22 protein-coding genes and 1 pseudogene are annotated in these 25,670 nt (G+C 61.2%); 17 read left to right on the forward strand and 6 right to left on the reverse strand.

What is annotated here, in order from left to right; all coding sequences use genetic code 11:
• Positions 1–3: 3 nt before the first annotated feature.
• The 6 genes from R1A29_RS04800 to R1A29_RS04825 form a co-directional block, all read right to left on the reverse strand.
• Positions 4–813, reverse strand: coding sequence for an ABC transporter permease (locus R1A29_RS04800; RefSeq protein ID WP_007954663.1), 810 nt, complete (start codon positions 811–813; stop codon positions 4–6).
• Positions 803–1,738: an ABC transporter permease gene (locus R1A29_RS04805; RefSeq protein ID WP_007954664.1), complete on the reverse strand. Its 936-nt coding sequence runs from the start codon at positions 1,736–1,738 to the stop codon at positions 803–805. The genes R1A29_RS04800 and R1A29_RS04805 overlap by 11 nt, the downstream gene beginning before the upstream one ends.
• 1 nt (position 1,739) lies before the next feature.
• Positions 1,740–2,777 carry an ABC transporter ATP-binding protein gene (locus R1A29_RS04810; protein WP_438300801.1) on the reverse strand — a complete coding sequence of 346 codons (1,038 nt, stop codon included), beginning with the start codon at positions 2,775–2,777 and terminating at the stop codon, positions 1,740–1,742.
• A 292-nt stretch (positions 2,778–3,069) separates the two neighbouring features.
• Positions 3,070–4,221: a putative ABC transporter substrate-binding protein YdcS gene (gene ydcS / locus R1A29_RS04815; protein WP_114881536.1), complete on the reverse strand. Its 1,152-nt coding sequence runs from the start codon at positions 4,219–4,221 to the stop codon at positions 3,070–3,072.
• A 112-nt stretch (positions 4,222–4,333) separates the two neighbouring features.
• Complete coding sequence (locus tag R1A29_RS04820) at positions 4,334–5,791, reverse strand: gamma-aminobutyraldehyde dehydrogenase (RefSeq protein WP_438300802.1); 1,458 nt, start codon at positions 5,789–5,791, stop codon at positions 4,334–4,336.
• Between the two features lie 144 nt (positions 5,792–5,935).
• Positions 5,936–6,850 (reverse strand): LysR family transcriptional regulator, encoded by a 915-nt coding sequence (locus tag R1A29_RS04825; protein ID WP_438300803.1) that lies wholly within the window; start codon positions 6,848–6,850, stop codon positions 5,936–5,938.
• 176 nt (positions 6,851–7,026) lie between these two features.
• Here R1A29_RS04825 and R1A29_RS04830 point away from each other — a divergent pair, with 176 nt between their 5' ends.
• From R1A29_RS04830 to R1A29_RS04910, 17 genes and pseudogenes are all read left to right on the forward strand, one after another.
• Entirely contained in the window at positions 7,027–7,749 is a 723-nt protein-coding gene (locus R1A29_RS04830; RefSeq protein WP_438300804.1) for a tellurite resistance TerB family protein, read from the forward strand.
• A gap of 238 nt (positions 7,750–7,987) precedes the next feature.
• Positions 7,988–9,076, forward strand: a complete 1,089-nt coding sequence (locus R1A29_RS04835) for an acyltransferase family protein (RefSeq protein ID WP_438300805.1) — start codon at positions 7,988–7,990, stop codon at positions 9,074–9,076.
• Positions 9,073–10,173, forward strand: coding sequence for an acyltransferase family protein (locus R1A29_RS04840; protein WP_438300806.1), 1,101 nt, complete (start codon positions 9,073–9,075; stop codon positions 10,171–10,173). Before R1A29_RS04835 ends, R1A29_RS04840 begins: the two co-directional genes overlap by 4 nt.
• A gap of 235 nt (positions 10,174–10,408) precedes the next feature.
• A complete protein-coding gene (locus R1A29_RS04845) occupies positions 10,409–12,031 on the forward strand; it encodes a methyl-accepting chemotaxis protein (RefSeq protein ID WP_085712799.1) in 1,623 nt (540 codons plus the stop codon).
• Positions 12,031–12,567 carry a chemotaxis protein CheW gene (locus R1A29_RS04850; protein ID WP_114881542.1) on the forward strand — a complete coding sequence of 179 codons (537 nt, stop codon included), beginning with the start codon at positions 12,031–12,033 and terminating at the stop codon, positions 12,565–12,567. Before R1A29_RS04845 ends, R1A29_RS04850 begins: the two co-directional genes overlap by 1 nt.
• Positions 12,564–13,841 carry a CheR family methyltransferase gene (locus R1A29_RS04855; RefSeq protein ID WP_438300807.1) on the forward strand — a complete coding sequence of 426 codons (1,278 nt, stop codon included), beginning with the start codon at positions 12,564–12,566 and terminating at the stop codon, positions 13,839–13,841. Before R1A29_RS04850 ends, R1A29_RS04855 begins: the two co-directional genes overlap by 4 nt.
• On the forward strand, positions 13,838–14,521 hold the full coding sequence (locus R1A29_RS04860; protein WP_248738199.1) for a chemotaxis protein CheW: 684 nt from the start codon (positions 13,838–13,840) through the stop codon (positions 14,519–14,521). Before R1A29_RS04855 ends, R1A29_RS04860 begins: the two co-directional genes overlap by 4 nt.
• Positions 14,518–16,811: pseudogene (locus R1A29_RS04865) on the forward strand (hybrid sensor histidine kinase/response regulator). Before R1A29_RS04860 ends, R1A29_RS04865 begins: the two are co-directional and overlap by 4 nt.
• Positions 16,808–17,818, forward strand: a complete 1,011-nt coding sequence (locus R1A29_RS04870) for a chemotaxis response regulator protein-glutamate methylesterase (protein ID WP_438300808.1) — start codon at positions 16,808–16,810, stop codon at positions 17,816–17,818. The pseudogene R1A29_RS04865 and the gene R1A29_RS04870 overlap by 4 nt, the downstream one beginning before the upstream one ends.
• A 48-nt stretch (positions 17,819–17,866) precedes the next feature.
• On the forward strand, positions 17,867–18,868 hold the full coding sequence (locus R1A29_RS04875) for a response regulator (protein ID WP_085712805.1): 1,002 nt from the start codon (positions 17,867–17,869) through the stop codon (positions 18,866–18,868).
• Positions 18,869–18,974: 106 nt separating this feature from the next.
• Positions 18,975–20,070, forward strand: a protein-coding gene (prfB, locus tag R1A29_RS04880; RefSeq protein WP_114881547.1) for a peptide chain release factor 2 whose coding sequence is annotated in 2 segments (ribosomal slippage) — positions 18,975–19,046 and positions 19,048–20,070 — 1,095 coding nt in all. Because the reading frame shifts where the segments join, the coding sequence is not laid out codon by codon here.
• A gap of 68 nt (positions 20,071–20,138) precedes the next feature.
• The gene (lysS, locus tag R1A29_RS04885) at positions 20,139–21,641 is read left to right on the forward strand and encodes a lysine--tRNA ligase (RefSeq protein ID WP_119427139.1); all 1,503 of its coding nucleotides are present in this window, start codon (positions 20,139–20,141) and stop codon (positions 21,639–21,641) included.
• Positions 21,642–21,759: 118 nt separating this feature from the next.
• Positions 21,760–22,464 carry a TetR/AcrR family transcriptional regulator gene (locus tag R1A29_RS04890; protein ID WP_011332647.1) on the forward strand — a complete coding sequence of 235 codons (705 nt, stop codon included), beginning with the start codon at positions 21,760–21,762 and terminating at the stop codon, positions 22,462–22,464.
• Positions 22,465–22,510: 46 nt separating this feature from the next.
• Positions 22,511–23,065 carry a hypothetical protein gene (locus tag R1A29_RS04895; protein WP_438300809.1) on the forward strand — a complete coding sequence of 185 codons (555 nt, stop codon included), beginning with the start codon at positions 22,511–22,513 and terminating at the stop codon, positions 23,063–23,065.
• Between the two features lie 33 nt (positions 23,066–23,098).
• Positions 23,099–24,376: a flavohemoglobin expression-modulating QEGLA motif protein gene (locus R1A29_RS04900; RefSeq protein ID WP_085712808.1), complete on the forward strand. Its 1,278-nt coding sequence runs from the start codon at positions 23,099–23,101 to the stop codon at positions 24,374–24,376.
• A gap of 58 nt (positions 24,377–24,434) precedes the next feature.
• Positions 24,435–25,340 (forward strand): alpha/beta hydrolase, encoded by a 906-nt coding sequence (locus R1A29_RS04905; RefSeq protein ID WP_438300810.1) that lies wholly within the window; start codon positions 24,435–24,437, stop codon positions 25,338–25,340.
• Positions 25,337–25,666, forward strand: a complete 330-nt coding sequence (locus R1A29_RS04910; protein WP_119427141.1) for a hypothetical protein — start codon at positions 25,337–25,339, stop codon at positions 25,664–25,666. The genes R1A29_RS04905 and R1A29_RS04910 overlap by 4 nt, the downstream gene beginning before the upstream one ends.
• Positions 25,667–25,670 lie beyond the last annotated feature (4 nt).

A 25,670-nucleotide genomic window follows, 5' to 3' on the forward strand; every position in this document is an offset into this window, starting at 1 on the left:
AATTCATTTGCCGCCGCTGCCGGCCACGCTCTCGCCACCCCGGGTCAGGTAGTAGGCACCGAGGATCGGCAGCATGGTTACGAGCATCACCAGCATCGCCACGACGTTGGTCACCGGCACGTCCCGTGGGCGGCTCAACTGGTTGAGCAACCACAGCGGCAAGGTGCGTTCGTGGCCGGCGGTGAAGGTGGTGACGATGATTTCGTCGAACGACAGCGCAAACGCCAGCATGCCGCCGGCGAGCAGGGCCGAGCCGAGGTTCGGCAGGATGATGTAGCGGAAGGTCTGCCATCCGTCGGCGCCAAGATCCATCGACGCCTCGATCAGGCTGTGGGAGGTGCGGCGCAAACGGGCGATGACGTTGTTGTAGACGATCACCACGCAGAAGGTCGCGTGGCCGACGATGATGGTGAACATCCCCGGCTCGATCCCCAGCGTCTTGAAAGTCGCCAGCAGTGCGATCCCGGTGATAATTCCCGGCAGTGCAATCGGCAGGATCAGCATCAGCGAAATGCCCTGTTTGCCGAAGAAGTCCCGGCGATACAGTGCCGCTGAAGCCAGCGTGCCGAGCACCATCGCAATCAGCGTGGCAATGGCTGCGATCTGCAACGACAGCTTGATCGCTTCCAGCACGTCCGGCCGGGAAAACGCCACACTGAACCAGTGCAGGGTGAAGCCTTTCGGTGGGAAACTGAACGCCGCGTCTTCGGTGTTGAAGGCGTAGAGGAAGATGATCAGGATCGGAAAGTGCAGGAACACCAACCCGCCCCAGGCCGCGATTCGGAGCCCGATTGAAGCCTTTTCAGAGTGCATCGAAGGCCCCCAGACGTTTGACGATGGACAGGTAGATGGCGATCAGCACGATCGGCACCAGCGTGAACGCCGCAGCCATCGGCATGTTGCCGATCGCACCCTGTTGCGCGTAAACCATGCTGCCGACGAAGTAGCCCGGCGGGCCCACCAGTTGCGGCACGATGAAGTCGCCCAACGTCAGCGAGAACGTGAAGATCGAACCGGCCGCGATGCCCGGCACCGACAGCGGCAGAATCACCTGCATGAAGGTCTGGCGCGGTTTGGCTCCAAGGTCCGCGGAGGCTTGCAGCAACGACGGCGGCAGGCGCTCCAGCGAGGCCTGGATCGGCAGGATCATGAACGGCAGCCAGATGTAGACGAACACCATGAACCGCCCCAGGTGCGAGGTCGACAAGGTGCTGCCGCCGACCCCGGGAATCCCCAGAATGAACTGCAGAACCGGCTCCAGCCCCAGGTGCTGAACGAACCACTGCGCCACGCCGCCCTTGGCCAGCAGCAGCGTCCAGGCGTAGGCCTTGACGATATAACTGGCCCACATCGGCATCATCACCGCGATGTAGAAAAACGCCTTGGTCTTGCCGGTGGTGTAACGCGCCATGTAGTAGGCAATCGGGAACGCGACGATGGCGCTGGCGATCGATACCACGACGGCCATGCTCAGGGTGCGCAGGATGATGTCGAAGTTCGACGGCTGGAACAGCGCGGCGAAGTTGGCCAGGGTCAGGTCCGGGGTGACTGCCATGGTGAAGTCGTCGAAGGTGTAGAAACCTTGCCACAACAGCACCAGCAACGAGCCCAGATAGATCGCGCCGAACCACAACAGCGGCGGCACCAGCAGCATCGACAGGTACAGGTTCGGCTTGCGATAGAGCAGGTTGGAAAACCTGCGCAACGGTGCCGATTGAGGGAGGGCGAGGGCGGTCATGTCACACCCCGCTCGCAACGGTGTCGTGCAGCGGAATCATCGCTTCCCGCGCCCAGCGTGCGCTGATGCGCTGACCGGTCTGGTGCTGCGCGCTGCTGACGATCCACTGATTGTTGGCCTGGCTGATGCTCAGGGTCTGACCGTTTTCCAGCTTCAGTTCGTAGCGCGTGGCGCTGCCCTGATACTGGATGTCATGGAGCAGGCCGCTGACTTCGATTTCATGGCTGGCCAACGGGCCTTCGGCGAAACGCACGTGTTCCGGGCGGATCGAAAACGGCTGCGGATGGCCGCTGAGCTGACGCGCCAGATCGCCGCGAATCACGTTCGAAGTGCCGACGAATTCAGCGACGAACGTGGTGGTGGGTTTCATGTACAGATTGCGTGGGGTGTCGACCTGCTCGATGCGGCCCTTGTTGAACACGGCCACGCGATCGGACATCGACAGCGCTTCGGTCTGATCGTGGGTGACGAAGATGAAAGTGATGCCGAGCTGGCGTTGCAGCTTCTTCAGTTCGCTCTGCATCTGCTCACGCAGCTTCAGGTCGAGAGCGCCCAACGGTTCGTCGAGCAACAGCACTCGTGGACGATTGACCAGTGCGCGGGCGAGGGCGACACGCTGGCGCTGACCGCCGGACAACTGCACCGGTTTGCGCGCTCCGTAGCCGCCGAGGGCAACCATGTCCAAGGCCTCTTCGGCGCGCTTGTGACGCTCGTTCTTGCTCACGCCTTTGACTTTCAAACCGTAGGCGACGTTATCCAGCACGTTCATGTGCGGGAACAGCGCGTAATCCTGGAACACGGTGTTTACGTCGCGTTGATAGGGCGGCAGACCGGCGGCTTCGGCGCCGTGAATGCGGATCGAGCCCGCGCTCGGTTGTTCGAACCCGGCGATCAGGCGCAGGCACGTGGTCTTGCCCGAACCGGAAGGGCCGAGCATGGAAAAGAACTCGCCGTCCTGGATATCGATGGAAACCCGGTCAACGGCCTTCACCTCGCCGAACTGCCGGGAAACGTTAGTGAACTGGACTGCAAGCGTCATGGTGCGGTGCTCCAAAAAGGCGAAGGCCGTCGCAGCGGCCCTGCCTGGACTTCTGAAAAAGCTGGATCGTTTGGCGGTGTATGCGATTGTTTTTGGCTAACTCATCTGGTCCATACGCCGCGATCTGCTTTTAGCTCCCTCTCCCTCCGGGAGAGGGCGGGGGTGAGGGCAGCTATTTCAGCTATTGCTCCAATTTCAAAAGCAAAGTCAAAAGCCACCCCCTCATCGGCACGCCGCCCGCCCAACCCCTCCCCCCAGGGGGAAAGGGGGCAGACCGCGTTGTTATGGAGAGTTATCTACCGCCCATAATCGCAATGTAGTCCTGCGTCCACCGGCTATACGGCACAAACTTCCCACCCTCAGCCTGCGGGGTTTTCCAGAAGGCGATCTTGTCGAACTGATCAAACCCGTTGGTCTTGCAGCCTTCAGCACCGAGCAACTCACTGCCCTGACACGCCGCCGGAACCGCCGGCAACGAGCCGAACCACGCCGCCACATCACCCTGGACTTTCGGCTGCAGCGACCAGTCCATCCACTTGTACGCGCAGTTCGGATGCTTGGCCTCGGCGTGCAGCATGGTGGTGTCGGCCCAACCGGTGGCGCCTTCTTTCGGCACGGTCGAAGCGATCGGCTGCTTGTCGTTGATCAGGCCGTTGACCTGATACGGCCAGGCGCTGGATGCGACCACGCCTTCATTCTTGAAGTCGCTCATCTGCACCGTGGTGTCGTGCCAGTAGCGGTGGATCAGCTTCTGCTGCGCGCGCAGCAGTTCCAGTACGGCTTTGTACTGATCTTCGGTGAGCTGGTACGGATCCTTGATCCCCAGCTCAGGCTTGGTGGATTTCAGGTACAGCGCCGCGTCGGCGATGTAGATCGGGCCGTCGTAGGCCTGCACGCGGCCCTTGTTCGGCTTGCCGTCGGGCAGGTTCTGCTCCTCGAACACCACGTTCCAGCTGGTCGGCGCGGTCTTGAACACGTTGGTGTTGTACATCAACACGTTCGGGCCCCACTGGTACGGGGTGCCGTAGGTTTGTTTATTGACGACGTACCACGGCGCGTCTTTCAGGCGCGGGTCGAGGGATTTCCAGTTCGGGATCAACGCGGTGTTGATCGGTTGCACACGCTTGCCGACGATCAACCGCAGCGAGGCATCACCCGACGCGGTCACCAGGTCGTAACCGCCCTTGGCCATCAGGCTGACCATTTCGTCGGAGGTGGCGGCGGTTTTCACATTGACCTTGCAGCCGGTTTCCTTCTCGAAACCGGTCACCCAGTCGTAGGCCTTGTCGCTTTCACCGCGTTCGATGTAGCCGGGCCAGGCGACGATATCCAGTTGGCCTTCGCCGGCGCCGACGGCTTTCAGCGGCTCGGCGGCCTGCAGGCTGGCGCTGGCCAGCAAGGCCGTGGTGATTGCACTGAGCAGTGCGGTCTTGTGCACGAACATGAGACACACCTCTTTGTTTTTTAGGTTTTTGTTAAGAGTAGTCGCAAGCTGCAAGCCCCAAGCTGCAAGACACAGCGGATCTGCTTTTAACTTGCGGCTTGTAGCTTGCCGCTTAAAGCTCCCGGCTGTGCCGGGCCATTACGTGCCGCACTACGCTGTAGTCCTGCAGCGAATCGCTGGATAAGTCTTTGCCGTAACCGGAGCGTTTCAGCCCGCCGTGGGGCATTTCGCTGACCAGCATGAAATGGCTGTTGATCCAGGTGCAGCCGTATTGCAGGCGTGCGGCGACCTGCATCGCCTTGTCCAGGTTCTGGGTCCACACCGACGAAGCGAGGCCGTATTCCGAGTCGTTGGCCCAGTCCACCGCTTGCGCCAGTTCCTCGAAGCGGGTCACGGTCACCACCGGGCCGAACACTTCGCGCTGGACGATTTCATCGCTCTGTTTGCAACCGGCCAGCAGGGTTGGCTGATAGAAGAACCCGGCGCCGGAATGCACTGCCGCACCAGTCACCCGTTCGATGTGCGGCTGGCCGAGGGCGCGCTCGACGAAACTGGCCACGCGGTCACGCTGGCGGGTGCTGATCAGCGGCCCTATCTCGTTGTCGGCATCGCGTTTGCCTGCGAAGCGAAGGCTGCTGACCGCCGCGCCGAGTTCAGCCACCAACTTGTCGTGAATCCCGGCCTGGGCGTAGATCCGGCACGCCGCCGTGCAATCCTGCCCGGCGTTGTAATAACCATAAGTGCGCACGCCTTCGACCACGGCTTTCAGATCGGCGTCATTGCAGACGATCACCGGGGCCTTGCCGCCGAGTTCGAGGTGGGTGCGTTTCAGGGTTTTGGCGGCGGCCTGGAGGATTTTCTGGCCGGTGACGATGTCGCCGGTCAGCGACACCATGCGTACTTTCGGGTGGCCGACCAGATGACTGCCAACCCCTTCGCCGCCACCGCAGACAATGTTGATCACCCCACGCGGCAGGATCTCAGCCAGTGCCGGAGCCAACGCCAGAATCGACAGCGGCGTGTGTTCGGACGGCTTGAACACCAGCGTATTGCCGGCGGCGAGGGCCGGGGCGATTTTCCACGCGGCCATCATGATCGGGTAGTTCCACGGCGCAATCGAGGCGACGACACCAATCGGATCGCGGCGCACCATGCTGGTGTAGCCCGGCACGTATTCGCCGCTGAGCTGGCCGGTCTGACAGCGCACGGCGCCGGCGAAAAAGCGGAATACATCGACGGTGGCGGTCAAATCGTCCTGACGCGCCAGATGCAGCGGCTTGCCGCAGTTCAGGGCTTCGAGGCGGGCGAGGTAATCGGCGTGTTTTTCAACGGCGTTGGCGATTTCCAGCAGGAAATTCGAGCGTTGTTGCGGGGTGGTGCGCGACCACTCGGCAAAGGCGCGGTGGGCGGCGAGGATGGCGGCTTCGACTTGCTCGGTGCTGGCCTCGGCGATCTGGGTCAGGACTTCGCCGGTGGCCGGGTTGAGGATCGGTTCGACAAAACCCTGGCCGGCGACCAGTTCGCCGTCGATCAGCAACGCGGTGTGCATGTGGGTCTGCGCGCCAGCCATTTTGAGGGTTCTCTTTTTTTGCGTTTCTTTTTGTTTTAACGGCATGTTGCTCCCTGTTCCGGGAGCCGACCGTCTTATAGATGCAGCAAGACTAGTGCGCGGCTCCGGGGTCGACAAATTCTAAATACTGAAGGTTGCATTCGATTAAATAGATGGCTTGCGTCCGCCGTGAGGCTGCTCGCGGGCCACGGTCAGGAAAGGATCGACCAGAGTGGGGCGAGCGGTGCCACGACGCCAGGCCAGGCCAACGTCGAGGGTCTGGCTGAGATCGGCAATTGGCCGGGCCTCGATGATGTCGCCTTCCAGCGACCACGGTCGGTACGTCATGTCGGGCTGGATCGAAACGCCCAGTCCCGCCGCGACCAGGCTTCGCACGGCTTCTGTAGAAGCGGTTCTGAGGGTGATCTTCGGTTGCAGTCCGGCGCCGCGCCACAGGCGTTGGGCGTTGCGATCCATTTCGTCGACGTTCAGTTGAATCAACGGCTCCCGGGCGACATCGGCGAGGTTGATGCTGTCGTGTTCCAACAGCGGATGCTGGGCCGGCAGCCACAAACGGTGCGGTGAGTGGGTCAGCACTTCGGTCTGCAAGGCGTGGCGGTCTTCGAGGTTGGAGAGGATCAACACCCCGACATCGATCTCGCCGCTGACCAGGAGATGTTCGATGTACGGCCGCTCGTCTTCCATCACGCGAATCTCGACATTGGGGTAGGCACGCTGGAAACGGGTGAGCAAATCCGCCAGGTAATAACCGGCCACCAGACTGGTCACGCCGACGATCAACTGCCCGGCGACCTGATCGGTGCTCTGTTGCAGGCTGCGCTTGGCGTTGTCCACGGTCGCGAGAATCAGGTGCGCCTGGCGCAGGAACTGGTGACCCTGATGGGTAAGGGTCATGCCCTTGGCGTGGCGGTTGAACAGGCTGACGCCGATTTCTTCCTCCAGTTGCTGGATGGCCAGGGTCAGGGTCGATTGAGAAATGAACGCGGTTTGCGCGGCGGCGGAGATCGAGCCGGTCTCGGCCACGGCGATGAAATGACGGATCTGACGCAAGGTCATCATGGAAGGTTTACCCGGTGGGCGGTTTTTATAGATTGCCTCGAGTGTATATCTATTTTCGCGAAGGACTGCTGCGGGCCGGGCAACATCTGGAAGCACACTCGCACCCAAGTGACGGGCACTTTCGAACTAGGCTGAGGGCCTTATTGATCCGGATAACCCCTGTTTGGAGACGGAACATGAACACCCGTGGATTGCTCGATCAACTCCTCAAATCCGGCCAGGAACTGCTGCAGAACAAGGCGGGCGGGGCGCAGAACAAACCGGCTGCCGGTGGTTTGGGCGGCTTGCTGGGCGGATCTTCCAGTAATGGCGCACTCGGCGGTTTGCTGTCAGGCGCAGGCGGCGGTGCCCTGGCGGCCGGCGCCATGGGCCTGCTGCTGGGCAGCAAAAAGGCCCGCAAGGTTGGCGGTAAAGTCGCCATTTACGGCGGCCTCGCAGCACTGGGTGTAATCGCCTACAAAGCCTACGGCAACTGGAACGCCCAGAAAGGCACCGCCCCACAAAGTGAACCGCAAACCCTGGATCGCCTGCCACCGGCGCAAGTCGAACAACACAGCCAGGCCATCCTCAAGGCCCTGGTCGCCGCTGCCAAGGCCGACGGCCACATCGACGATCGTGAGCGCCAACTGATCGAAGGCGAATTCACCCGACTCGACAACGATCAGGAACTCAAACACTGGCTCCACGCCGAACTCAACAAACCCCTCGACCCCACCGACGTCGCCCGCGCGGCGAGCACGCCTGAGATGGCCGCCGAAATGTACGTGGCGAGCGTGATGATGGTGGATGAGGAGAATTTCATGGAGAAATCCTATCTGGATGAACTGGCGCGCCAGCTCGGACTTGAGCCGGGACTGAAGATCGAGCTGGAAAAACAGGTGCGACAAACGGCCCTGTAACTTTTCAGGTCGTCGTCGCGTTGAGGTCAATGTCGACAAGTCATTGACCTCGGCGGGGGTGGTTGCTCAGGGCGGCTTCTGGGCCAGTAGCCGGGCTTGCACTACGTTCCGGAGTTCCGAGGCCAAAGGGTGAAGCCTCGGTTGTTTAACTTTTGTCGCTTTTTCGGGTTCATCAGATAAAATCTGCCAGCTCGTTTCACGGAGCAGTTCTTCATTGGAGAAGGGATCCTCAAATAAAATGGTCAGCAACAACAGATTGGCTTACCTCGATTCCATTAGAGCGCTGGCAGCGTTGGCAGTCGTTATTTCCCACTATATTGAAAGAACGCCACTATTCAGTTGGGCGGTTTTCGACTACTTCCGTCCCGGGCAGTTTGGTGTTGTGGTTTTTTTCATGGTCAGCGGTTTCGTGATTCCGTTCAGTTTCAAGGACGGGCCAGGCAAAACAAGACGCTTCATGCTCTCAAGGTTTTTCAGGTTGTATCCGGCCTATTGGTTTTCGGTAGTTCTGGCCTGTTTCGCAATATCCTGCTTTGTCCAGGGTGAACTGAGTACAGGAAGGGTGCTTGCGAATATCACCATGATTCAGACGTTGATGGGATATTCAAATTTGTTCGGTGTGTATTGGACATTGTTTGTGGAACTGGTCTTTTATGCTCTGTGTATTGCCTTGGGCTGGGTGGGGTTGCTGGGGCATCTCAGAGCAAGGTTCTGGCTGGCGATAATGTTGTTGGTGCTTTCGTTGGTGGGAGCGGCATGCCGATATTATTATTCAGTCCCGGCCCCGGTCGGAATTCTGTCATCGCTTTCGCTGATGCTGTTTGGAGGGGTGTGGCGCAACTATCTGATCGATCAGGATCCGAAAGCAAAGAAATACAGTCTTGTCTGGATTGTTGCCTTTGTTGTTGCATTTCCGTTAATCGCACTGCTGGCCTATGACATGGATCAAGGGCTCGGAGAAAATGCCTGGAACTATACAGGCAGTTATTTTTCGGCCCTGGTGTTCTTTGTCGCGACCACGACAGTATTGAAACTGGAAAATCGGCTGCTTGTGTTTTTTGGTGCGATCAGCTACTCGATCTATTTGACTCATCCATTCTTTCTGGAGCTGGCTGACTCGAAAGTTAATCTGGCGAATGGTTTCAATCTTCCCGCATTTGGTCTCTATTGCCTGGGTACATTGGTACTTTCGACGCTGTGTTATTTCTTGATCGAGAAGCGCTCCATTGGATTCGGGAGGCGTATCAATGCGGCCCTGGACGCACGGTTGACGAGCAGGCATGCCATCAAAGGTGCCAACTCATCGTCGGTGGAGATGAGAGCTTGAACTCATTGAAAGCACCATCCTGCACCAGTCACTGCGCAGGATCACCACAGAGTCGACTGACGCATCTGGATGCCTTGCGAGGCATCGCCGCAATGTTGGTCGTTATTGCTCACTTCATCGAAAGGACACCGATCAAGGACACGTTTTTCTTCACCTATGTGAACCTTGGGCAGGTTGGTGTGGTGATTTTCTTTCTGCTCAGCGGGATGGTCATTCCCTACAGTCTGAAGGAGGGGCGGCGTGCGCTGGCGGCTTTTGCTGTCTCGAGATTCTTCAGGTTGTATCCCGCCTACTGGTTTTCCCTCTTGCTGGCAGTCACGAGCGCGCACTGGTTCCTGTCCACCGAGGTTCCTCTGACGACGCTGCTGATCAACATGACGATGTTCCAGGCGATCCTCAAGACCCCGGATCTGTTTGGTGTCTACTGGACGCTGATCATCGAGATATTTTTCTATATCGCCTGCGCAGCCTTGTTTGGTGCGGGGTGGTTGGGGCGGGTCGGTGTGCGCTTTGCGGCATCGGTCGGGTTGTTGGTACTCGCCTTGCTCTTTGCCATCGCCCGGTTCTACCTGGCGAAGAAGATCCCCGTGGCATTGCCCTTGTGCCTGTCGATCATGTTCTTCGGCAGCTTCTGGCGGGACGCCAGTCTGGGGCAGGCCTGCCGGCAGGTTCGTCGTTTCATCTGGCTGTGGGTTGCGCTGTTCCTTGGGGTGTTGCCGTTCATCTGCGTGCTTGCCTATAGCGCCGACTACGGGCACAACGAGAATCCGTACGCCTACCTGCTGAGTTATCTGGCGGGAATGGCTTTCGCCATGACCACCAGCCGGTACTTGCGCCAGAAGATCAAAAGCCTGACATGGCTGGGCACTGTCAGTTATTCGGTGTATCTGGTGCATCCCTTTTTTCTGGAGTGGGCCGACCATGCCACCGATATGCAGGCGGGATTCAGCGTGTGGGTATTTCTGATCTACGTACTCGCGACACTCACGCTGGCCGGCGTCAGCTACTCACTGCTGGAGAAGCCCGGCGTCACTCTGGGGCGGAGCATCAACTCACGGTTGCAGGGTTCTATGAAAAACATACCCTCGGCGGGGTGAGCCGCCCGCGCTGCGGAAGCCAATGAGGCGGTGGAATTGTCCGCGATGGCCAATTCATCGCCTCTTTTTTGCCATTGCGTCACTGGTGCGCCGCCCTCCGATTGCCTGAAAGTCCCTGTCCAGAGCCCATCCCGTTTACGCTCGGGCGGCGCGAGCGCGGCAAACCGTCTTATAAATGAAACACCGCCCTCAGCTATACTCCCCCGCAATTTCGATCTGGCCCCGAGGACTGACTGTGAAGAACTGGACGTTGCGCCAACGCATTTTGGCGAGCTTTGCGGTGATTATCGCCATCATGCTGTTGATGGTGGTCGTCTCGTATTCACGGTTGTTGAAGATCGAAGCCGGCGAGCAGAGCGTGCGTCAGGACGCGGTGCCGGGGGTGTATTTCAGCTCGATGATTCGCAGTGCCTGGGTCGACAGCTATCTGCAGACCCAGGAGTTGCTGGGCCTGAAAAAAGGCCAGGGGATCAGTGCCGAAGACGCTGCGGACTTCAAGTCTTTCGAAGCGCGGCTCAACGAGCAGATGGGCAACTACGAAAGCACCGTCACCACTGCCGAGGACCGGGCCGAGTACACCGTGTTCAAGCAGGACGTGCTCAACTACAACAAGATTCAGGCGCAGGTGCTCGACCTGCATGTGCGCAACCAGGAGGACGCGGCCGCGAAGTTGTTCAATGAACAACTGACGCCGGCCTGGACCGCCGGCCGCATGAAACTCAACGACATCATTCGCGAGAACAAGGCCGTTGCCGATGAAGCCATGAACAACATCGACGACGCGGTCGCGGCGGCGAAAGTCAGCATGGGCATCTCCCTGCTGGTGGCCGTGCTGGCCGCCGGCCTGTGCGGTCTTCTGCTGATGCGCGCGATCATGGCCCCGATGAACCTGCTCGTGCGGATTCTCGACACCATGCGCACCGGCGATCTGAGTTCGCGCCTGAACCTGGGCCGCAAGGACGAATTCAACGCCGTGGAAACCGGCTTCAACGACATGATGACCGAGCTCACCTCGCTGGTGTCTCAGGCGCAGCGCTCGTCGGTGCAGGTCACCACGTCGGTCACCGAGATTGCCGCCACCTCCAAACAACAGCAGGCCACCGCCACCGAAACCGCCGCCACCACCACTGAAATCGGTGCGACGTCCCGCGAGATCGCGGCGACCTCCCGCGACCTCGTACGCACCATGACCGAAGTCTCCACTGCCGCCGATCAGGCCTCGGTGCTGGCCGGTTCGGGGCAGCAGGGCCTGGCGCGCATGGAAGACACCATGCACTCGGTGATGGGCGCGGCGGATCTGGTCAACGCCAAACTGGCGATCCTCAACGAGAAGGCCGGCAACATCAATCAGGTCGTCGTGACCATCGTCAAGGTCGCTGACCAGACCAACCTGCTGTCCCTGAACGCCGCGATCGAAGCGGAGAAGGCCGGCGAATACGGTCGCGGTTTTGCCGTGGTCGCCACCGAAGTGCGGCGTCTGGCGGATCAGACGGCTGTTGCGACTTACGACATCGAACAGATGGTCCGCGAGATCCAGTCGGCGGTGTCCGCCGGGGTGATGGGCATGGACAAGTTCTCCGAGGAAGTGCGTCGCGGCATGGCCGAAGTGCAGCAGGTCGGTGAGCAGTTGTCGCAGATCATCCACCAGGTGCAGGCGCTGGCGCCGCGAGTGTTGATGGTCAACGAAGGCATGCAGGCCCAGGCCACCGGTGCCGAGCAGATCAACCACGCGCTGGTGCAACTGGGTGATGCCAGCAGCCAGACTGTCGAGTCGTTGCGTCAGGCCAGTTTCGCCATCGACGAACTGAGCCAGGTGGCCGTGGGCCTGCGCAGCGGCGTTTCGCGATTCAAAGTCTGATGAGCGAAATCATCGCCAAACGCAGCGCTGCACCGGTGGCGAAGCAGGCGTTGTTCCTGTTGTTTCGCATCGGCAACGAACGCTACGCTCTGCGTGCCACGGAAGTGGCGGAAGTGCTGCCGCGCCTGCCGCTGAAGCCGATTGCCCGGGCGCCGCACTGGGTGGCGGGGGTGTTCGCCTATCGCGGCTCGGTGGTGCCGGTGATCGACCTCAGTGCCCTGACGTTCGGCCAGCCAGCCGAGGCGCGCACCAGCACACGACTGGTGCTGGTGCATTACCGCGCGGACGATTCGCAACCCTCGCAATGGCTCGGGCTGATCCTCGAACAGGCCACCGACACCCTGCGTTGCAACCCGGATGATTTCCAGCCTTACGGGCTCGACAATCGTCAGGCTCCGTACCTCGGTCCGGTGCGTGAAGACGCCAAGGGGCTGGTGCAATGGGTGCGGGTCAACGATTTGCTCGACGATACGGTACGCCCGCTGCTGTTCCCGACGCCGCCGCTGGATCCGGCGCGGCTTGAGGATCTGCCATGAGCAGCGACCAGCGCTTCTTCGATTTCCTCAAGGAACGCATCGGTCTCGACGTCGCTTCGGTAGGGCCGGCAATCATCGAGCGGGCGGTGCGCCAGCGCATCATCCTGGCGCAGATGGTCACCGCCGACGAGTACTGGCAAACGCTGCAAGGCTCGCGGGACGAACAGCAAGCGCTGATCGAGGCAGTGATCGTCCCCGAAACCTGGTTTTTCCGTTACCCGGAATCCTTCGCCACCCTGGGCAAACTGGCGCGCAAACGCCTGGCCGAGCTGAACAACATGCGGGCGCTGCGCATTCTCAGCCTGCCGTGCTCCACGGGTGAAGAACCCTATTCGATTGCCATGGCGTTGCTCGATGCGGGCCTCAAACCCCATCAGTTCAAGGTCGACGGCATGGACGTCAGCCCCCTGTCGGTGGACAAGGCGCGGCGGGCGTTGTACGGCAAGAACTCGTTTCGTGGCCAGGAACTGGACTTTCGCGAGCGGCATTTTTTCGCCGAGAACGAAGGTTATCGGGTGAATGAAATCGTCCGCGAGCAGGTGCGTCTGCAAGTGGGCAACGTGCTCGATCCGTCATTGCTGGTCAACGAGCCGCCGTTCGATTTCGTGTTCTGCCGCAACCTGTTGATCTATTTCGATCAGCCGACCCAGCAGCAGGTGTTCGCCGTGCTCAAGCGCCTGACCCATGTCGATGGCGTGTTGTTTATCGGCCCGGCCGAGGGCAGTCTGCTCGGGCGGCTGGGCATGCGCTCGATCGGGATTCCGCAGTCTTTCGCGTTCAGTCGCCACAGCGATCCGCAGCCCGAACCGCTGCCGATGCCGGTCGCTCTCCCGACCCCGTTGCCCGTGCGCCAACCGGTACGCAGCACGCCACCGCCGCCGGTGCGCAATCGCCCGTTTGCTGCTGTGACGCCGTTGCCCGCCACTGCCAAAAGCCCGAACCCCGACGCGGCGACCCTGCTGGCCAACATTGCCGCCCTGGCCAACGAAGGCAAAAGCGCCGAGGCCCGTGCCGCGTGCGAACAGTATTTGCGCAGTCATGAACCGGTGGCTCAGGTGTTCTACTGGCTCGGGTTGCTCAGCGATGTCGCCGGCTCTGCTCTCGAAGCCCAGAGCTACTATCGCAAAGCCTTGTACCTCGAACCGCAACACCCCGAAGCCTTGATGCACCTGGCCGCGCTGCTGCAGGCCCAGGGTGACACGGCCGGTGCCAGACGATTGCAGGAGCGCGCCGCCCGCAGCGGCCGCACCGCCGACAGTGAGCGTAAACGATGATCCCGTCCGACACCTTGAACGTCACCCACGAAGACGCCCGGGCCATCGACGATTGCTGGAACCGCATCGGCATCCACGGCGACAAGTCCTGCCCGCTGCTGGAAGAACACATCCATTGCCGCAATTGCTCGGTGTATTCCGCCGCTGCCACGCGCCTGCTCGACCGTTATGCGTTGCAGCAGGACGAGCGCGATCCGGTGGCGAGCCAGGTTGAAACCGAGCTGAAAACCCGCTCGCTGCTGATGTTCCGTCTTGGCGAGGAATGGCTCGGACTGGCCACCCGCAGTCTGGTGGAAGTCGCACCATTGCAGGCGATCCACTCCTTGCCGCACCAGCGCTCCCGGGCCTTGCTCGGTGTAGCGAACGTGCGCGGCGCGCTGGTGGCGTGCCTGTCGCTGGTCGAGCTGCTTGATCTCGACGGTAACGCCGCCCCGGCGACCGGCGCGCGGATCATGCCGCGCATGCTGATCATCGCGGCCCAGGGCGGGCCGGTGGTGGTGCCGGTGGACGAAGTCGACGGGATTCACGCCATCGACGAACGAATTCTCGATGCCGCGTCGCGTTCCGGGGCGCAGGCCAGTGCCAAATACACCCGAGGCGTGTTGCCTTTCAAAGGTCGCAGCCTGCGTTGGCTGGATGAAGAACAGCTGTTGTCCGCCGTGTCCCGGAGCCTCACATGACCCCCGAGCAAATGCGCGACGCCTCCCTGCTGGAGCTGTTCAGCCTTGAAGCCGAAGCCCAGACCCAGGTCCTGAGTGCCGGGCTGCTGGCGCTGGAGCGCAATCCGACCCAGGCCGATCAGCTTGAGTCGTGCATGCGGGCGGCGCACTCGTTGAAAGGCGCGGCGCGGATCGTCGGCATCGACAGCGGCGTCAGCGTTGCCCACGTGATGGAAGATTGTCTGGTCAGCGCGCAGGAAGGGCGGTTGTTCCTGCGTCCGGAGCATATCGACGCGCTGTTGCAGGGCACCGATTTGCTGATGCGCATCGCCACCCCGGCCAATGGCCCACAACCGGCGGACATTGAGGCTTACGTGGCATTGATGGGTGGTTTGCTCGATCCGGCGGCGCCGGCCGTGGTGGCCACCGCTCCGAGCGCGCCACCGATGGCCGAGTTGCAGCTTCAGCCACCGCCAGTAGTTGAGCCGGCGCCCGTTGAAATCCCCGTCGAGGTGGCCGAGCCAGAGCCTGCGCCGCGCAAGAGCAAACGCACCACCGAAGGTGGCGAGCGGGTGCTGCGGGTCACTGCCGAACGCCTGAACAGCCTGCTCGATCTGTCCAGCAAATCCCTGGTGGAAACCCAGCGTCTCAAACCGCACCTGGCCACCATGCAGCGCCTTAAGCGCATGCAGAACAACGGCCTGCGAGCGTTGGAAAGTCTCAACGTGCATCTCAAGGAACATGCCCTGAGCCTTGAAGCTCAAGAGGCACTGGAAGATGCGCGGCGACTGCTCGCGGAATCCCAACAATTGCTGGCGGAAAAAAACGCCGAACTCGACGAGTTTGCCTGGCAAGCGAGTCAGCGCGCGCAAGTGCTCTATGACACCGCGCTGGCCTGCCGGATGCGGCCGTTCGCCGACGTGCTGTCGGGTCAGGTGCGCATGGTCCGCGATCTGGGCCGCAGTCTCGGCAAGCAAGTGCGGCTGGAGATCGAAGGCGAGAAAACCCAGGTCGATCGCGATGTGCTGGAAAAACTCGAAGCGCCGCTGACGCACCTGCTGCGCAACGCGGTCGATCACGGCATCGAAACACCGGAAGAACGCCTGCTCAAAGGCAAGCCCGAGGAAGGGCTGATCCGATTGCGTGCCTCGCACCAGGCCGGGCTGCTGGTGCTGGAGCTGAGTGATGACGGCAACGGTGTGGATCTGGAAAAGGTCCGCCGCAGCATCGTCGAGCGTCAGTTGTCACCGGTCGAAACCGCCGCTCAACTGAGCGAAGAAGAGCTTCTGACCTTCCTGTTCCTGCCGGGATTCAGTCTGCGGGACAAGGTCACCGAGGTGTCCGGTCGGGGCGTCGGCCTCGATGCCGTTCAGCACATGGTCCGCCAGTTGCGCGGCGCGGTGGTGCTGGAGCAGACGGCGGGTGAGGGCAGTCGCTTCCATCTCGAAGTGCCGCTGACTCTTTCCGTGGTGCGCAGTCTGGTGGTGGAAGTCGGCGACGAGGCCTACGCGTTCCCGCTGGCGCACATCGAGCGCATGTGTGATCTGGCGCCGGACGATATCGTGCAGGTCGAGGGCCGCCAGCATTTCTGGCACGAGGGCCGGCATGTGGGGCTGGTCGCGGCCAGTCAGTTATTGCAACGTCCAGCCAGTCAGAACAGCGGCGACACGCTCAAGGTCGTGGTGATCCGCGAGCGCGATGCGATCTATGGCGTAGCGGTCGAACGTTTCATCGGCGAGCGCACCCTGGTCGTGCTGCCGCTGGACGAGCGGCTGGGCAAGGTGCAGGACATTTCTGCCGGGGCTTTGCTCGACGACGGTTCGGTGGTGTTGATTGTCGACGTCGAAGACATGCTGCGCTCGGTGGACAAGTTGCTGAACACCGGGCGCCTTGAGCGTATCGCCCGCCATGGCAATCAGGCCGCAGAAGCTGCGCGCAAACGGATTCTGGTGGTCGATGACTCGCTCACCGTGCGCGAGCTGCAACGCAAGTTGCTGCTCAATCGTGGCTACGACGTCGCCGTCGCGGTAGACGGCATGGACGGCTGGAACGCGTTGCGCTCGAGGATTTCGATCTGTTGATCACCGACATCGACATGCCGCGCATGGACGGCATCGAACTGGTGACGCTGTTGCGCCGCGACAATCGCCTGCAATCGCTGCCGGTGATGGTGGTGTCCTACAAGGATCGCGAAGAAGACCGCCGCCGTGGACTGGACGCCGGGGCGGACTATTATCTGGCCAAGGCCAGTTTTCATGACGATGCCCTGCTCGACGCAGTGGTTGAGCTCATCGGAGGAGCGCGGGCATGAAGATCGCAATCGTCAACGACATGCCCCTGGCGGTGGAGGCCCTGCGCCGGGCGCTGGCCTTCGAGCCGGCGCATCAGGTGGTGTGGGTCGCCAACAACGGCGCCGAAGCGGTGCGCCTGTGCGCGGAGAACACCCCGGACCTGATCCTGATGGATCTGATCATGCCGGTGATGGATGGCGTCGAGGCCACCCGCCGCATCATGGCCGAGAGCCCTTGCGCGATTGTCATCGTCACCGTGGACCGCCAGCAGAACGTGCACCGGGTGTTCGAAGCCATGGGCCACGGCGCGCTGGATGTGGTCGACACCCCGGCCCTCGGCGCCGGCAATGCCCAGCAGGCGGCGGCGCCGCTGCTGCGCAAGATTCTGAATATCGGCTGGCTGATCGGCGAGAAAACCGCTCGCGCCCGCCCGGCCCAGACAACGCCGCGCAGTTCGGCGTCGTGTCAGCGGCTGGTGGCGATCGGCTCGTCAGCGAGCGGCCCGGCGGCGCTGGAGGTTTTGCTCAAAGGCCTGCCGCGCAACTTTTCCGCGGCCATCGTGCTGGTGCAGCATGTCGATCAGGTGTTCGCCGCCGGCATGGCCGAATGGCTGGCCAGTGCCAGCGGCCTCGACGTGCGTCTGGCCCGGGAGGGCGAGCCGCCGCAGGCCGGCGCGGTATTGCTGGCCGGCACCAATCATCACATCCGGTTGCTCAAGAACGGCACGCTGGCCTACACCGCCGAGCCGGTCAACGAGATCTACCGCCCCTCGATCGACGTGTTTTTCGAAAGTGTCGCCAATTACTGGAACGGTGACGCAGTAGGGGTTTTATTGACCGGGATGGGACGCGACGGGGCTCAAGGGCTTAAGCTCATGCGCCAACAGGGTTACCTGACCATCGCGCAGGATCAGCAAAGCAGTGCGGTGTACGGCATGCCCAAGGCCGCCGCGGCCATCGATGCAGCCGTAGAAATCCGTCCACTGGAAAAGATAGCGCCACGATTGCTGGAGATTTTCCCCAAATGAACGCATTACTCCGCAATCCAGGCCCCCGCAGCACTCAGGTGACCGCCCATGAATGACTTACAGATCGATGACATCAAAACCGACGAGAACGCCGCCATGGTGTTGTTGGTAGACGATCAGGCGATGATCGGCGAAGCCGTGCGCCGCGGGCTGTCGAATGAAGAGAACATCGACTTTCACTTCTGCTCCGACCCGCATCAGGCCGTGGCCCACGCCGTGCGGATCAAGCCGACGGTGATCCTCCAGGATCTGGTGATGCCCGGCCTCGACGGCCTGAGCCTGGTGCGTGAATACCGCAATCACCCGGCGACCAAGGACATTCCGATCATCGTCCTCTCGACCAAGGAAGACCCGCTGATCAAGAGCGCGGCGTTCTCCGCCGGGGCCAACGATTACCTGGTGAAACTGCCGGACAACATCGAACTGGTGGCGCGCATCCGTTATCACTCGCGCTCCTACATGACCCTGCTGCAACGGGACGCGGCCTATCGCGCCTTGCGGGTCAGCCAGCAGCAATTGCTCGACACCAACCTGGTGCTGCAGCGCCTGATGAACTCCGACGGCCTGACCGGGCTGTCCAATCGACGGCACTTCGACGAGTACCTGGAACTGGAATGGCGCCGCTCGCTGCGTGACCAGAGCCAGTTGTCGTTGCTGATGATCGACGTCGATTACTTCAAGTCCTACAACGACACCTTTGGCCACGTCGAGGGCGATGAAGCCTTGCGCAAGGTCGCCACGGCGATCCGCGAGGCCAGCGCCCGACCGTCCGACCTGCCGGCGCGTTATGGCGGCGAAGAATTCGCGCTGGTGCTGCCCAACACCTCGCCGGGCGGGGCGCGGCTGGTGGCGGAGAAGCTGCGCCAGACCGTGGCGGCGCTGAAGATTCCGCACAATGCTCCGGCCGAAGGGGCGAGCCTGACCATCAGCATCGGCCTGGCAACCATGGTGCCGGAGGCGGGCAGCGACTGCCGGTTGCTGATCTCGGCGGCGGACCGTGGCCTCTATCTGGCGAAGAACAACGGGCGCAACCAGGTGGGGATCGAATGAACCATCGGGTTCATTCGCCTCAAGAGCCGCCAGACGGGCTGCCTTGACAGCTTGATTACGTTATACTCGCCGGCTTTCAAAAGTTCGCCAACGAGTGCTGCCCGTCATGGAAATCAACCCGATCCTGAACACCATCAAGGACCTGTCCGAGCGCTCCGAATCTATTCGGGGGTATCTTTGACTACGATCAAAAGCATGAGCGTCTGATCGAAGTCAATCGCGAGCTTGAAGATCCTGCAGTCTGGAACAAACCTGAATACGCCCAGGAACTGGGCCGCGAGCGCTCGGCGCTGGCGCAGATCGTCGACACTCTGGACGAGCTGGCCACCGGCCTGGCCGATTCCCGCGAGCTGCTCGACATGGCCGTCGAAGAGAACGACGAAGGCGCCGTGAACGACGTCGTCGAAGTCCTTCAAGGTCTCGAAGAGTCCCTGGCCAAGCTGGAATTCCGTCGCATGTTCAGCGGCGAGATGGACCCGAACAACGCCTACCTGGACATCCAGGCCGGTTCCGGCGGCACCGAAGCCCAGGACTGGGCCAACATCCTGCTGCGCATGTACCTGCGCTGGGCCGACAAACGCGGTTTCGACGCGACCATCATGGAGCTGTCGGCCGGTGAAGTCGCCGGTATCAAGGGCGCGACCGTGCACATCAAGGGCGAATACGCCTTTGGCTGGCTGCGCACCGAGATCGGCGTGCACCGTCTGGTGCGCAAGAGCCCGTTCGACTCCGGCAACCGTCGCCACACCTCGTTCTCCGCGGTTTTCGTCTCGCCAGAGATCGACGACAAGGTGGAAATCGAAATCAACCCGGCAGACCTGCGGATCGACACCTATCGTTCCTCCGGTGCCGGTGGTCAGCACGTAAACACCACCGACTCGGCCGTACGTATCACCCACGTACCGACCAACACCGTGGTCAGCTGCCAGAACGAACGTTCCCAGCACGCCAACAAGGACACCGCCATGAAAATGCTGCGGGCCAAGTTGTACGAGCAGGAAATGCAGAAGCGCAACGCGGCGTCCCAGGCGCTGGAAGACACCAAGTCGGACATCGGCTGGGGTCACCAGATCCGTTCGTACGTGCTCGATGCCTCGCGGATCAAGGATCTGCGCACCAACATCGAACGCAGTGACTGCGACAAGGTGCTCGACGGCGACATCGACGAATACCTGGAAGCCAGCCTGAAATCGGGGCTGTAAGCTTCACCCGACCTCAAGTCCCCCGTCACCGGCGGGGGCAACGAACCTGTGATGGAAAATTTAAAGACATGAGCGACCAACAACTCGATTCGCAAGCCCTGCAACAGGAAGAAAACTCCCTGATCGCCCTGCGCAAGGAAAAGCTTGCTGCCGAGCGCGCCAAGGGCAATGCCTTCCCGAACGACTTCCGCCGCGACAACTACTGCGAAGCACTGCAGAAACAGTACGCGGACAAGACCAAGGAAGAGCTGGCAGAGGCTGCGATCCCGGTCAAGGTTGCAGGTCGCATCATGCTCAACCGTGGCTCGTTCATGGTGATCCAGGACATGACCGGTCGCATCCAGGTCTACGTCAACCGCAAGACTCTGTCCGAAGAAACCCTGGCCGCGGTGAAAACCTGGGACATGGGCGACATCATCGCCGCCGAAGGCACCCTGGCCCGTTCCGGCAAGGGCGACCTGTACGTCGAGATGACCAGCGTGCGCCTGCTGACCAAATCCCTGCGCCCGCTGCCGGACAAGCACCACGGCCTGACCGACACCGAACAGCGCTACCGTCAGCGTTACGTTGACCTGATCGTCAACGAAGACGTGCGCCAGACCTTCCGCGTGCGTTCGCAAGTGATCGCGCACATCCGCAGCTTCCTGATGAAGCGCGACTTCCTCGAAGTCGAAACGCCGATGCTGCAGACCATTCCTGGCGGCGCCGCGGCCAAGCCGTTCGAAACCCACCACAACGCGCTGGACATGGAAATGTTCCTGCGTATCGCGCCAGAGCTGTACCTGAAGCGTCTGGTGGTTGGCGGCTTCGAAAAAGTGTTCGAGATCAACCGCAACTTCCGTAACGAAGGCGTTTCGACTCGTCACAACCCTGAATTCACCATGTTGGAGTTCTACCAGGCTTACGCCGACTACGAAGACAACATGGACCTGACCGAAGAACTGTTCCGTGAGCTGGCGCAGCTGGTTCTGGGCAGCACCGACGTGCCTTACGGCGACAAGGTGTTCCACTTCGGTGAGCCGTTCGTGCGCCTGTCGGTGTTCGACTCGATCCTCAAGTACAACCCTGAGCTGACCGCCGATGACCTGAACGACATCGACAAGGCTCGCGACATCGCCAAGAAGGCCGGCGCCAAGGTGCTGGGCTTTGAAGGTCTGGGCAAGTTGCAGGTGATGATTTTCGAAGAGCTGGTCGAGCACAAGCTGGAACAGCCGCACTTCATTACCCAGTACCCGTTCGAAGTGTCGCCGCTGGCCCGTCGCAACGACGACAACCCGAACGTTACCGACCGCTTCGAGCTGTTCATCGGCGGCCGTGAAATCGCCAACGCCTACTCCGAGCTGAACGACGCGGAAGACCAGGCGGAGCGCTTCATGGCGCAGGTGGCCGACAAGGACGCCGGCGACGACGAAGCCATGCACTACGACGCCGACTTCGTTCGCGCGCTGGAGTACGGCATGCCGCCAACGGCCGGTGAAGGTATCGGTATCGACCGTCTGGTGATGTTGCTGACCAACTCGCCGTCGATCCGCGACGTGATCCTGTTCCCGCACATGCGGCCGCAAGCGTAAGTGTTTCAATAAAAAAGCCGCCTGAAATGGGCGGCTTTTTATTGCCTGTCTGGTACAAACGTATCAAATGGTTACTTTTGAAAAAAACAACAGAGGAAGTCCTGTCGTGATCGGTGCAATGGCTCAAGAGGGTGCAGCGGGTATCGCCACTGCGGTCGCTGAAAGTGTTCAGTACCAGGGCCGCAAGGCCAGCCGACAGGGCAGCGAGCAGCGTCGGCAGGACATTCTCGATGCGGCGATGCGCATTGTCGTGCGCGACGGCGTGCGCGCCGTGCGTCACCGGGCGGTGGCGGCCGAGGCCGGTGTGCCGCTGTCGGCCACCACCTATTACTTCAAGGACATCGATGACCTGCTCACCGATACCTTCGCTCAGTATGTCGAACGCAGCGCGGCCTACATGGCCAAGCTGTGGATCAACAACGAAGGCCTGCTGCGCGAAATGGTGGTCAGCGGCGACGGCAGCCCGGAGTCGCGCTCGCAACTGGCGGACGACATCGCCCGGCTGATGGCCGACTACGTGCACCGGCAACTGGTCAACCGCCGCGAGCATTTGATGGCCGAACAGGCGTTCCGTCAGGAAGCGCTGCTCAACCCGCGTCTGGCGGAGCTGGTGCGTTCCCATCAGCAGATTCTGTTGCAGGGCACCTGCCAGTTGTTCCAGGTGCTGGGCTCCCGTGAGCCGCAGCAGGATGCCAAGGTGTTGACGGCGATTATCGGACGGATGGAATATCAGGGCCTGCTCAACGACGCCGAGCCTTTGGCCGAAGAGGACATGCTCGGCATTCTGACGCGCTATATGCATCTGGTGCTTGCGTCGGTGTAACGCTCCCACAGGTCCGGTGGTGAGTTCGGTTCATAGGGAGTGTTGAATGAAAGCCTGGCGTGGCGCGTTGATCGCGCTGTCGTTCCTGCTGCTCAGCGGTTGTCTGGTGACCTTCAAGGATCCGCTGCCTGCCCGTGAGCCGGCGCCCAAGGGCCTGCTCGGCGAATGGGCGAGCACCAATGCCTGGGGCGAGCCGATGAATCTGGAACTCACGCGCCTGGGCAATGACCGCTATCAGGCGGTCACCTGGTTCAAGGCCCGTCCCCATGAGCGGGAAGCTTATCCGTTCACCGTGTCGCGTCATGGCAACCGCTGGTATCTGTCGGCGAAGGTGCCGGCGCAATATGGCGGGCACTTCACCATCGCCGGTTTCGAGATCACCGACAAACATGAACTGGTGATCTACAACCTCGATCTCGATCAGATCAACCAGGCCATCGCCCAGAAAAGCCTCGACGGCCAGGGCTTCCCGACCGATGACGGTCAGGGCGTGCAGGTCGACAGTCCGCTGGATAAGGTCTTTGCTTATCTCGACGACCCGGCCAACTCAGACGTTTTCGTCGAAGCGGCGCGCTACCAGCATCAGGCCAAGGCCAAATAATTCAGTTCGTCACGTTTTCTACAGGAGTTTCGGGTGGACGATTACCAGCAGACGATACGCACGCTGTCCGATCGCATTGTGCTGGCGCAGACGCCGATTCGCGTCCTTGACGCAGTCAAGTGGGACGAGAACATCCGAAAGGGGTTCCTCAAGGCCAAGGGCAAGGAATTGCCGGCGGTGGATCGCGACTACTACCTCAACCGGCCGCTGTCCTTCGATTCGAGCAAGGTCAAGCTGGAATTCCAGAACATCGAGCGCGACATCACCCGCCAGCTCGGCCAGTTCAACCCGGTCGGCCAGATCATGCGGCGCATGTGCAAGGAATACCGGATGGTGGTGCGCATGCTCGAAGCGCGCGGCACCGAAGATTTCGGCCTGATTTCTCAGGAACTGTACGGCGCTGCGTCCGATGCATTCCACGCCGGTGACCCTACCCTGGCCGATCTCGGTTTGATGATGTCGGACTACCTGAACAACATCGACGGCCGTGGCGACCTGAAGGACGAACCGAAAATCCTCACCGCCAAGGACGCCGTGCACCTGCTGCAAACTCGTCTGAACAAGGTGTTCGGCGAGGCCGAGGAAACCATCCGCGTGTTCGAGTCCGACGGCATCGTCGCCGACGCGGCGGCGGGCGCCGACTACATCAAGATCCGCACCGACGCGATGTTCAACGACCGCGACGTGCGCGCGCTGGAAGTCCACGAAGGCCTGGTGCACGTCGGCACCACGCTCAACGGTTTGAACCAGCCGATCTGCACCTTCCTGTCCAAGGGCCCGCCCTCGTCGACGGTGACTCAGGAAGGTCTGGCGATCCTGATGGAAATCATCACCTTCGCCTCCTACCCGAGTCGTTTGCGCAAGCTGACCAACCGCACCCGCGCCATTCATATGGTGGAGGAGGGCGCGGACTTCCTGCAGATTTTCGAGTTCTTCCGCGAGCAGGGCTTCGAGATGGCGGAAAGCTACGGCAACGCCAGTCGGGTTTTCCGTGGATCGACGCCGACCGGTCTGCCATTCACCAAAGACTTGTCCTACCTCAAGGGCTTCATCATGGTTTACAACTACATTCAGTTGGCCGTGCGCAAGGGCAAGCTCGAGCAGGTCCCGCTGTTGTTCTGCGGCAAGACCACGCTGGAGGACATGCGAACCCTGCGGCAACTGGTGGATGAAGGCCTGGTGGTGCCGCCCAAGTACTTGCCGGACCAGTTCCGTGACATGAATGCGTTGTCGGCGTGGATGTGCTTTTCCAACTTCCTCAATCACTTGAGCCTGGACCGGATCGAGGCCGATTACTCCAACATCCTGTAGGCCCATTGATCATTCCTGCGCCGAGCGCGGGAATCCGAACCTTGCGAGGTTTCACCGGATGAGAATCCTCGGCATCCTCTGCCTGCTCCTGACCCTCGGTGGTTGCAGCTCTTTGCTGTTCTACCCCGAGCCGGGCCAGATATTCACCCCGGAAAAGGCCAAACTTGAATACCGCACCGTCACCCTGACAACCGCCGACGGCCTCAAGCTGAACGCCTGGTGGCTGCCGGCGAAACCCGGTGTCGAGGTCAAGGGCACGGTGCTGCACCTGCACGGTAACGGCGGCAACCTGCCGATGCACCTGGGCGGCAGTTGGTGGTTGCCGAAAAACGGCTATCAGGTGCTGCTGGTGGACTATCGCGGTTACGGACTGTCCGAAGGCAAGCCGAGCCTGCCTGCGATCTATCAAGACATCGACGCCGCATTTGCCTGGCTGGACAACGCGCCGGAAGTCAAAGGCAAGCCGTTGATCCTGCTCGGCCAGAGTCTCGGCGGCTCGATGGCGGTGCATTGGCTGGTGCAGCATCCGGAAAGACAAAAACAGCTCAAGGCCTTTGTGCTCGACGGGGTTCCGGCCAGTTACCGCAGCGTCGGCCAATACGCCCTGAGCACGTCGTGGATGACCTGGCCATTCCAGGTGCCGCTGTCGTGGCTGGTGCCGGACAGCGACAGTGCGATCAACTCGATGCCGCAGCTCAAAGGCGTACCGAAACTGATCTTCCACAGCATCGATGATCCGCTGGTGCCTCTTTCCAACGGCATCCGCCTGTATCAAGCTGCGCCGCCGCCCCGGGTCCTGCAATTGACTCGCGGTGGCCATGTGCAGACCTTCGGCGACCCGGTGTGGCGCCAGGTGATGCTGCGTTACCTCGATGATCCCGAGCATTTCAACGGCCTGCGCCGCCTCGGCGAAGTCCCGAATTACCCGCCACCTCCGAATTCCGAAAACGAGAGTCCGCAATGAGTGAAGAACGCAACGCCATCCCGCTGATCATCACCGGTATCTGCAGCATCCTCGGCACCGTCGGTGCCCTGTGGTACTACGGCTACCTGCACTTCGCCAAACCCGAGGATGCGTTGCTGCTCAACGAATTCACCATGCTCAAGACCATTCCCGGCGAAGACTACAAGGTCTCCCTGGACCCGGCGCCGCAAGTGGCGCAGTGCATCGATGGCGTGCTGGTGCTGTTCGACACCGAACAGAAAGGCCTGACCGGGGTGCTGATCAACGCGCAGAAAAAAGCTGTGCGTTGCATGGGGCAGGAGACGCCGCAGAAGCTTGAGGAGTGATTCT

Origin of the sequence: Pseudomonas sp. NMS19W, from assembly GCF_051554255.1 — a bacterium.
In the GTDB taxonomy this organism is placed as follows: Bacteria; Pseudomonadota; Gammaproteobacteria; order Pseudomonadales; family Pseudomonadaceae; genus Aquipseudomonas; species Aquipseudomonas kribbensis.

Excerpts from the sequence above, each read along its gene's own strand:
- R1A29_RS04800 (WP_007954663.1), bottom strand. The coding sequence starts at position 813 with ATGCACTCTGAAAAGGCTTCAATCGGGCTCCGAATCGCGGCCTGGGGC.
- R1A29_RS04805 (WP_007954664.1), bottom strand. The coding sequence starts at position 1,738 with ATGACCGCCCTCGCCCTCCCTCAATCGGCACCGTTGCGCAGGTTTTCC.
- R1A29_RS04810 (WP_438300801.1), bottom strand. The coding sequence starts at position 2,777 with ATGACGCTTGCAGTCCAGTTCACTAACGTTTCCCGGCAGTTCGGCGAG.
- ydcS (WP_114881536.1), bottom strand. The coding sequence starts at position 4,221 with ATGTTCGTGCACAAGACCGCACTGCTCAGTGCAATCACCACGGCCTTG.
- R1A29_RS04820 (WP_438300802.1), bottom strand. The coding sequence starts at position 5,791 with ATGGCTGGCGCGCAGACCCACATGCACACCGCGTTGCTGATCGACGGC.
- R1A29_RS04825 (WP_438300803.1), bottom strand. The coding sequence starts at position 6,850 with ATGATGACCTTGCGTCAGATCCGTCATTTCATCGCCGTGGCCGAGACC.
- R1A29_RS04830 (WP_438300804.1), top strand. The coding sequence starts at position 7,027 with ATGAACACCCGTGGATTGCTCGATCAACTCCTCAAATCCGGCCAGGAA.
- R1A29_RS04835 (WP_438300805.1), top strand. The coding sequence starts at position 7,988 with ATGGTCAGCAACAACAGATTGGCTTACCTCGATTCCATTAGAGCGCTG.
- R1A29_RS04850 (WP_114881542.1), top strand. The coding sequence starts at position 12,031 with ATGAGCGAAATCATCGCCAAACGCAGCGCTGCACCGGTGGCGAAGCAG.
- R1A29_RS04855 (WP_438300807.1), top strand. The coding sequence starts at position 12,564 with ATGAGCAGCGACCAGCGCTTCTTCGATTTCCTCAAGGAACGCATCGGT.
- R1A29_RS04860 (WP_248738199.1), top strand. The coding sequence starts at position 13,838 with ATGATCCCGTCCGACACCTTGAACGTCACCCACGAAGACGCCCGGGCC.
- R1A29_RS04870 (WP_438300808.1), top strand. The coding sequence starts at position 16,808 with ATGAAGATCGCAATCGTCAACGACATGCCCCTGGCGGTGGAGGCCCTG.
- R1A29_RS04875 (WP_085712805.1), top strand. The coding sequence starts at position 17,867 with ATGAATGACTTACAGATCGATGACATCAAAACCGACGAGAACGCCGCC.
- lysS (WP_119427139.1), top strand. The coding sequence starts at position 20,139 with ATGAGCGACCAACAACTCGATTCGCAAGCCCTGCAACAGGAAGAAAAC.
- R1A29_RS04890 (WP_011332647.1), top strand. The coding sequence starts at position 21,760 with ATGGCTCAAGAGGGTGCAGCGGGTATCGCCACTGCGGTCGCTGAAAGT.
- R1A29_RS04895 (WP_438300809.1), top strand. The coding sequence starts at position 22,511 with ATGAAAGCCTGGCGTGGCGCGTTGATCGCGCTGTCGTTCCTGCTGCTC.
- R1A29_RS04905 (WP_438300810.1), top strand. The coding sequence starts at position 24,435 with ATGAGAATCCTCGGCATCCTCTGCCTGCTCCTGACCCTCGGTGGTTGC.
- R1A29_RS04910 (WP_119427141.1), top strand. The coding sequence starts at position 25,337 with ATGAGTGAAGAACGCAACGCCATCCCGCTGATCATCACCGGTATCTGC.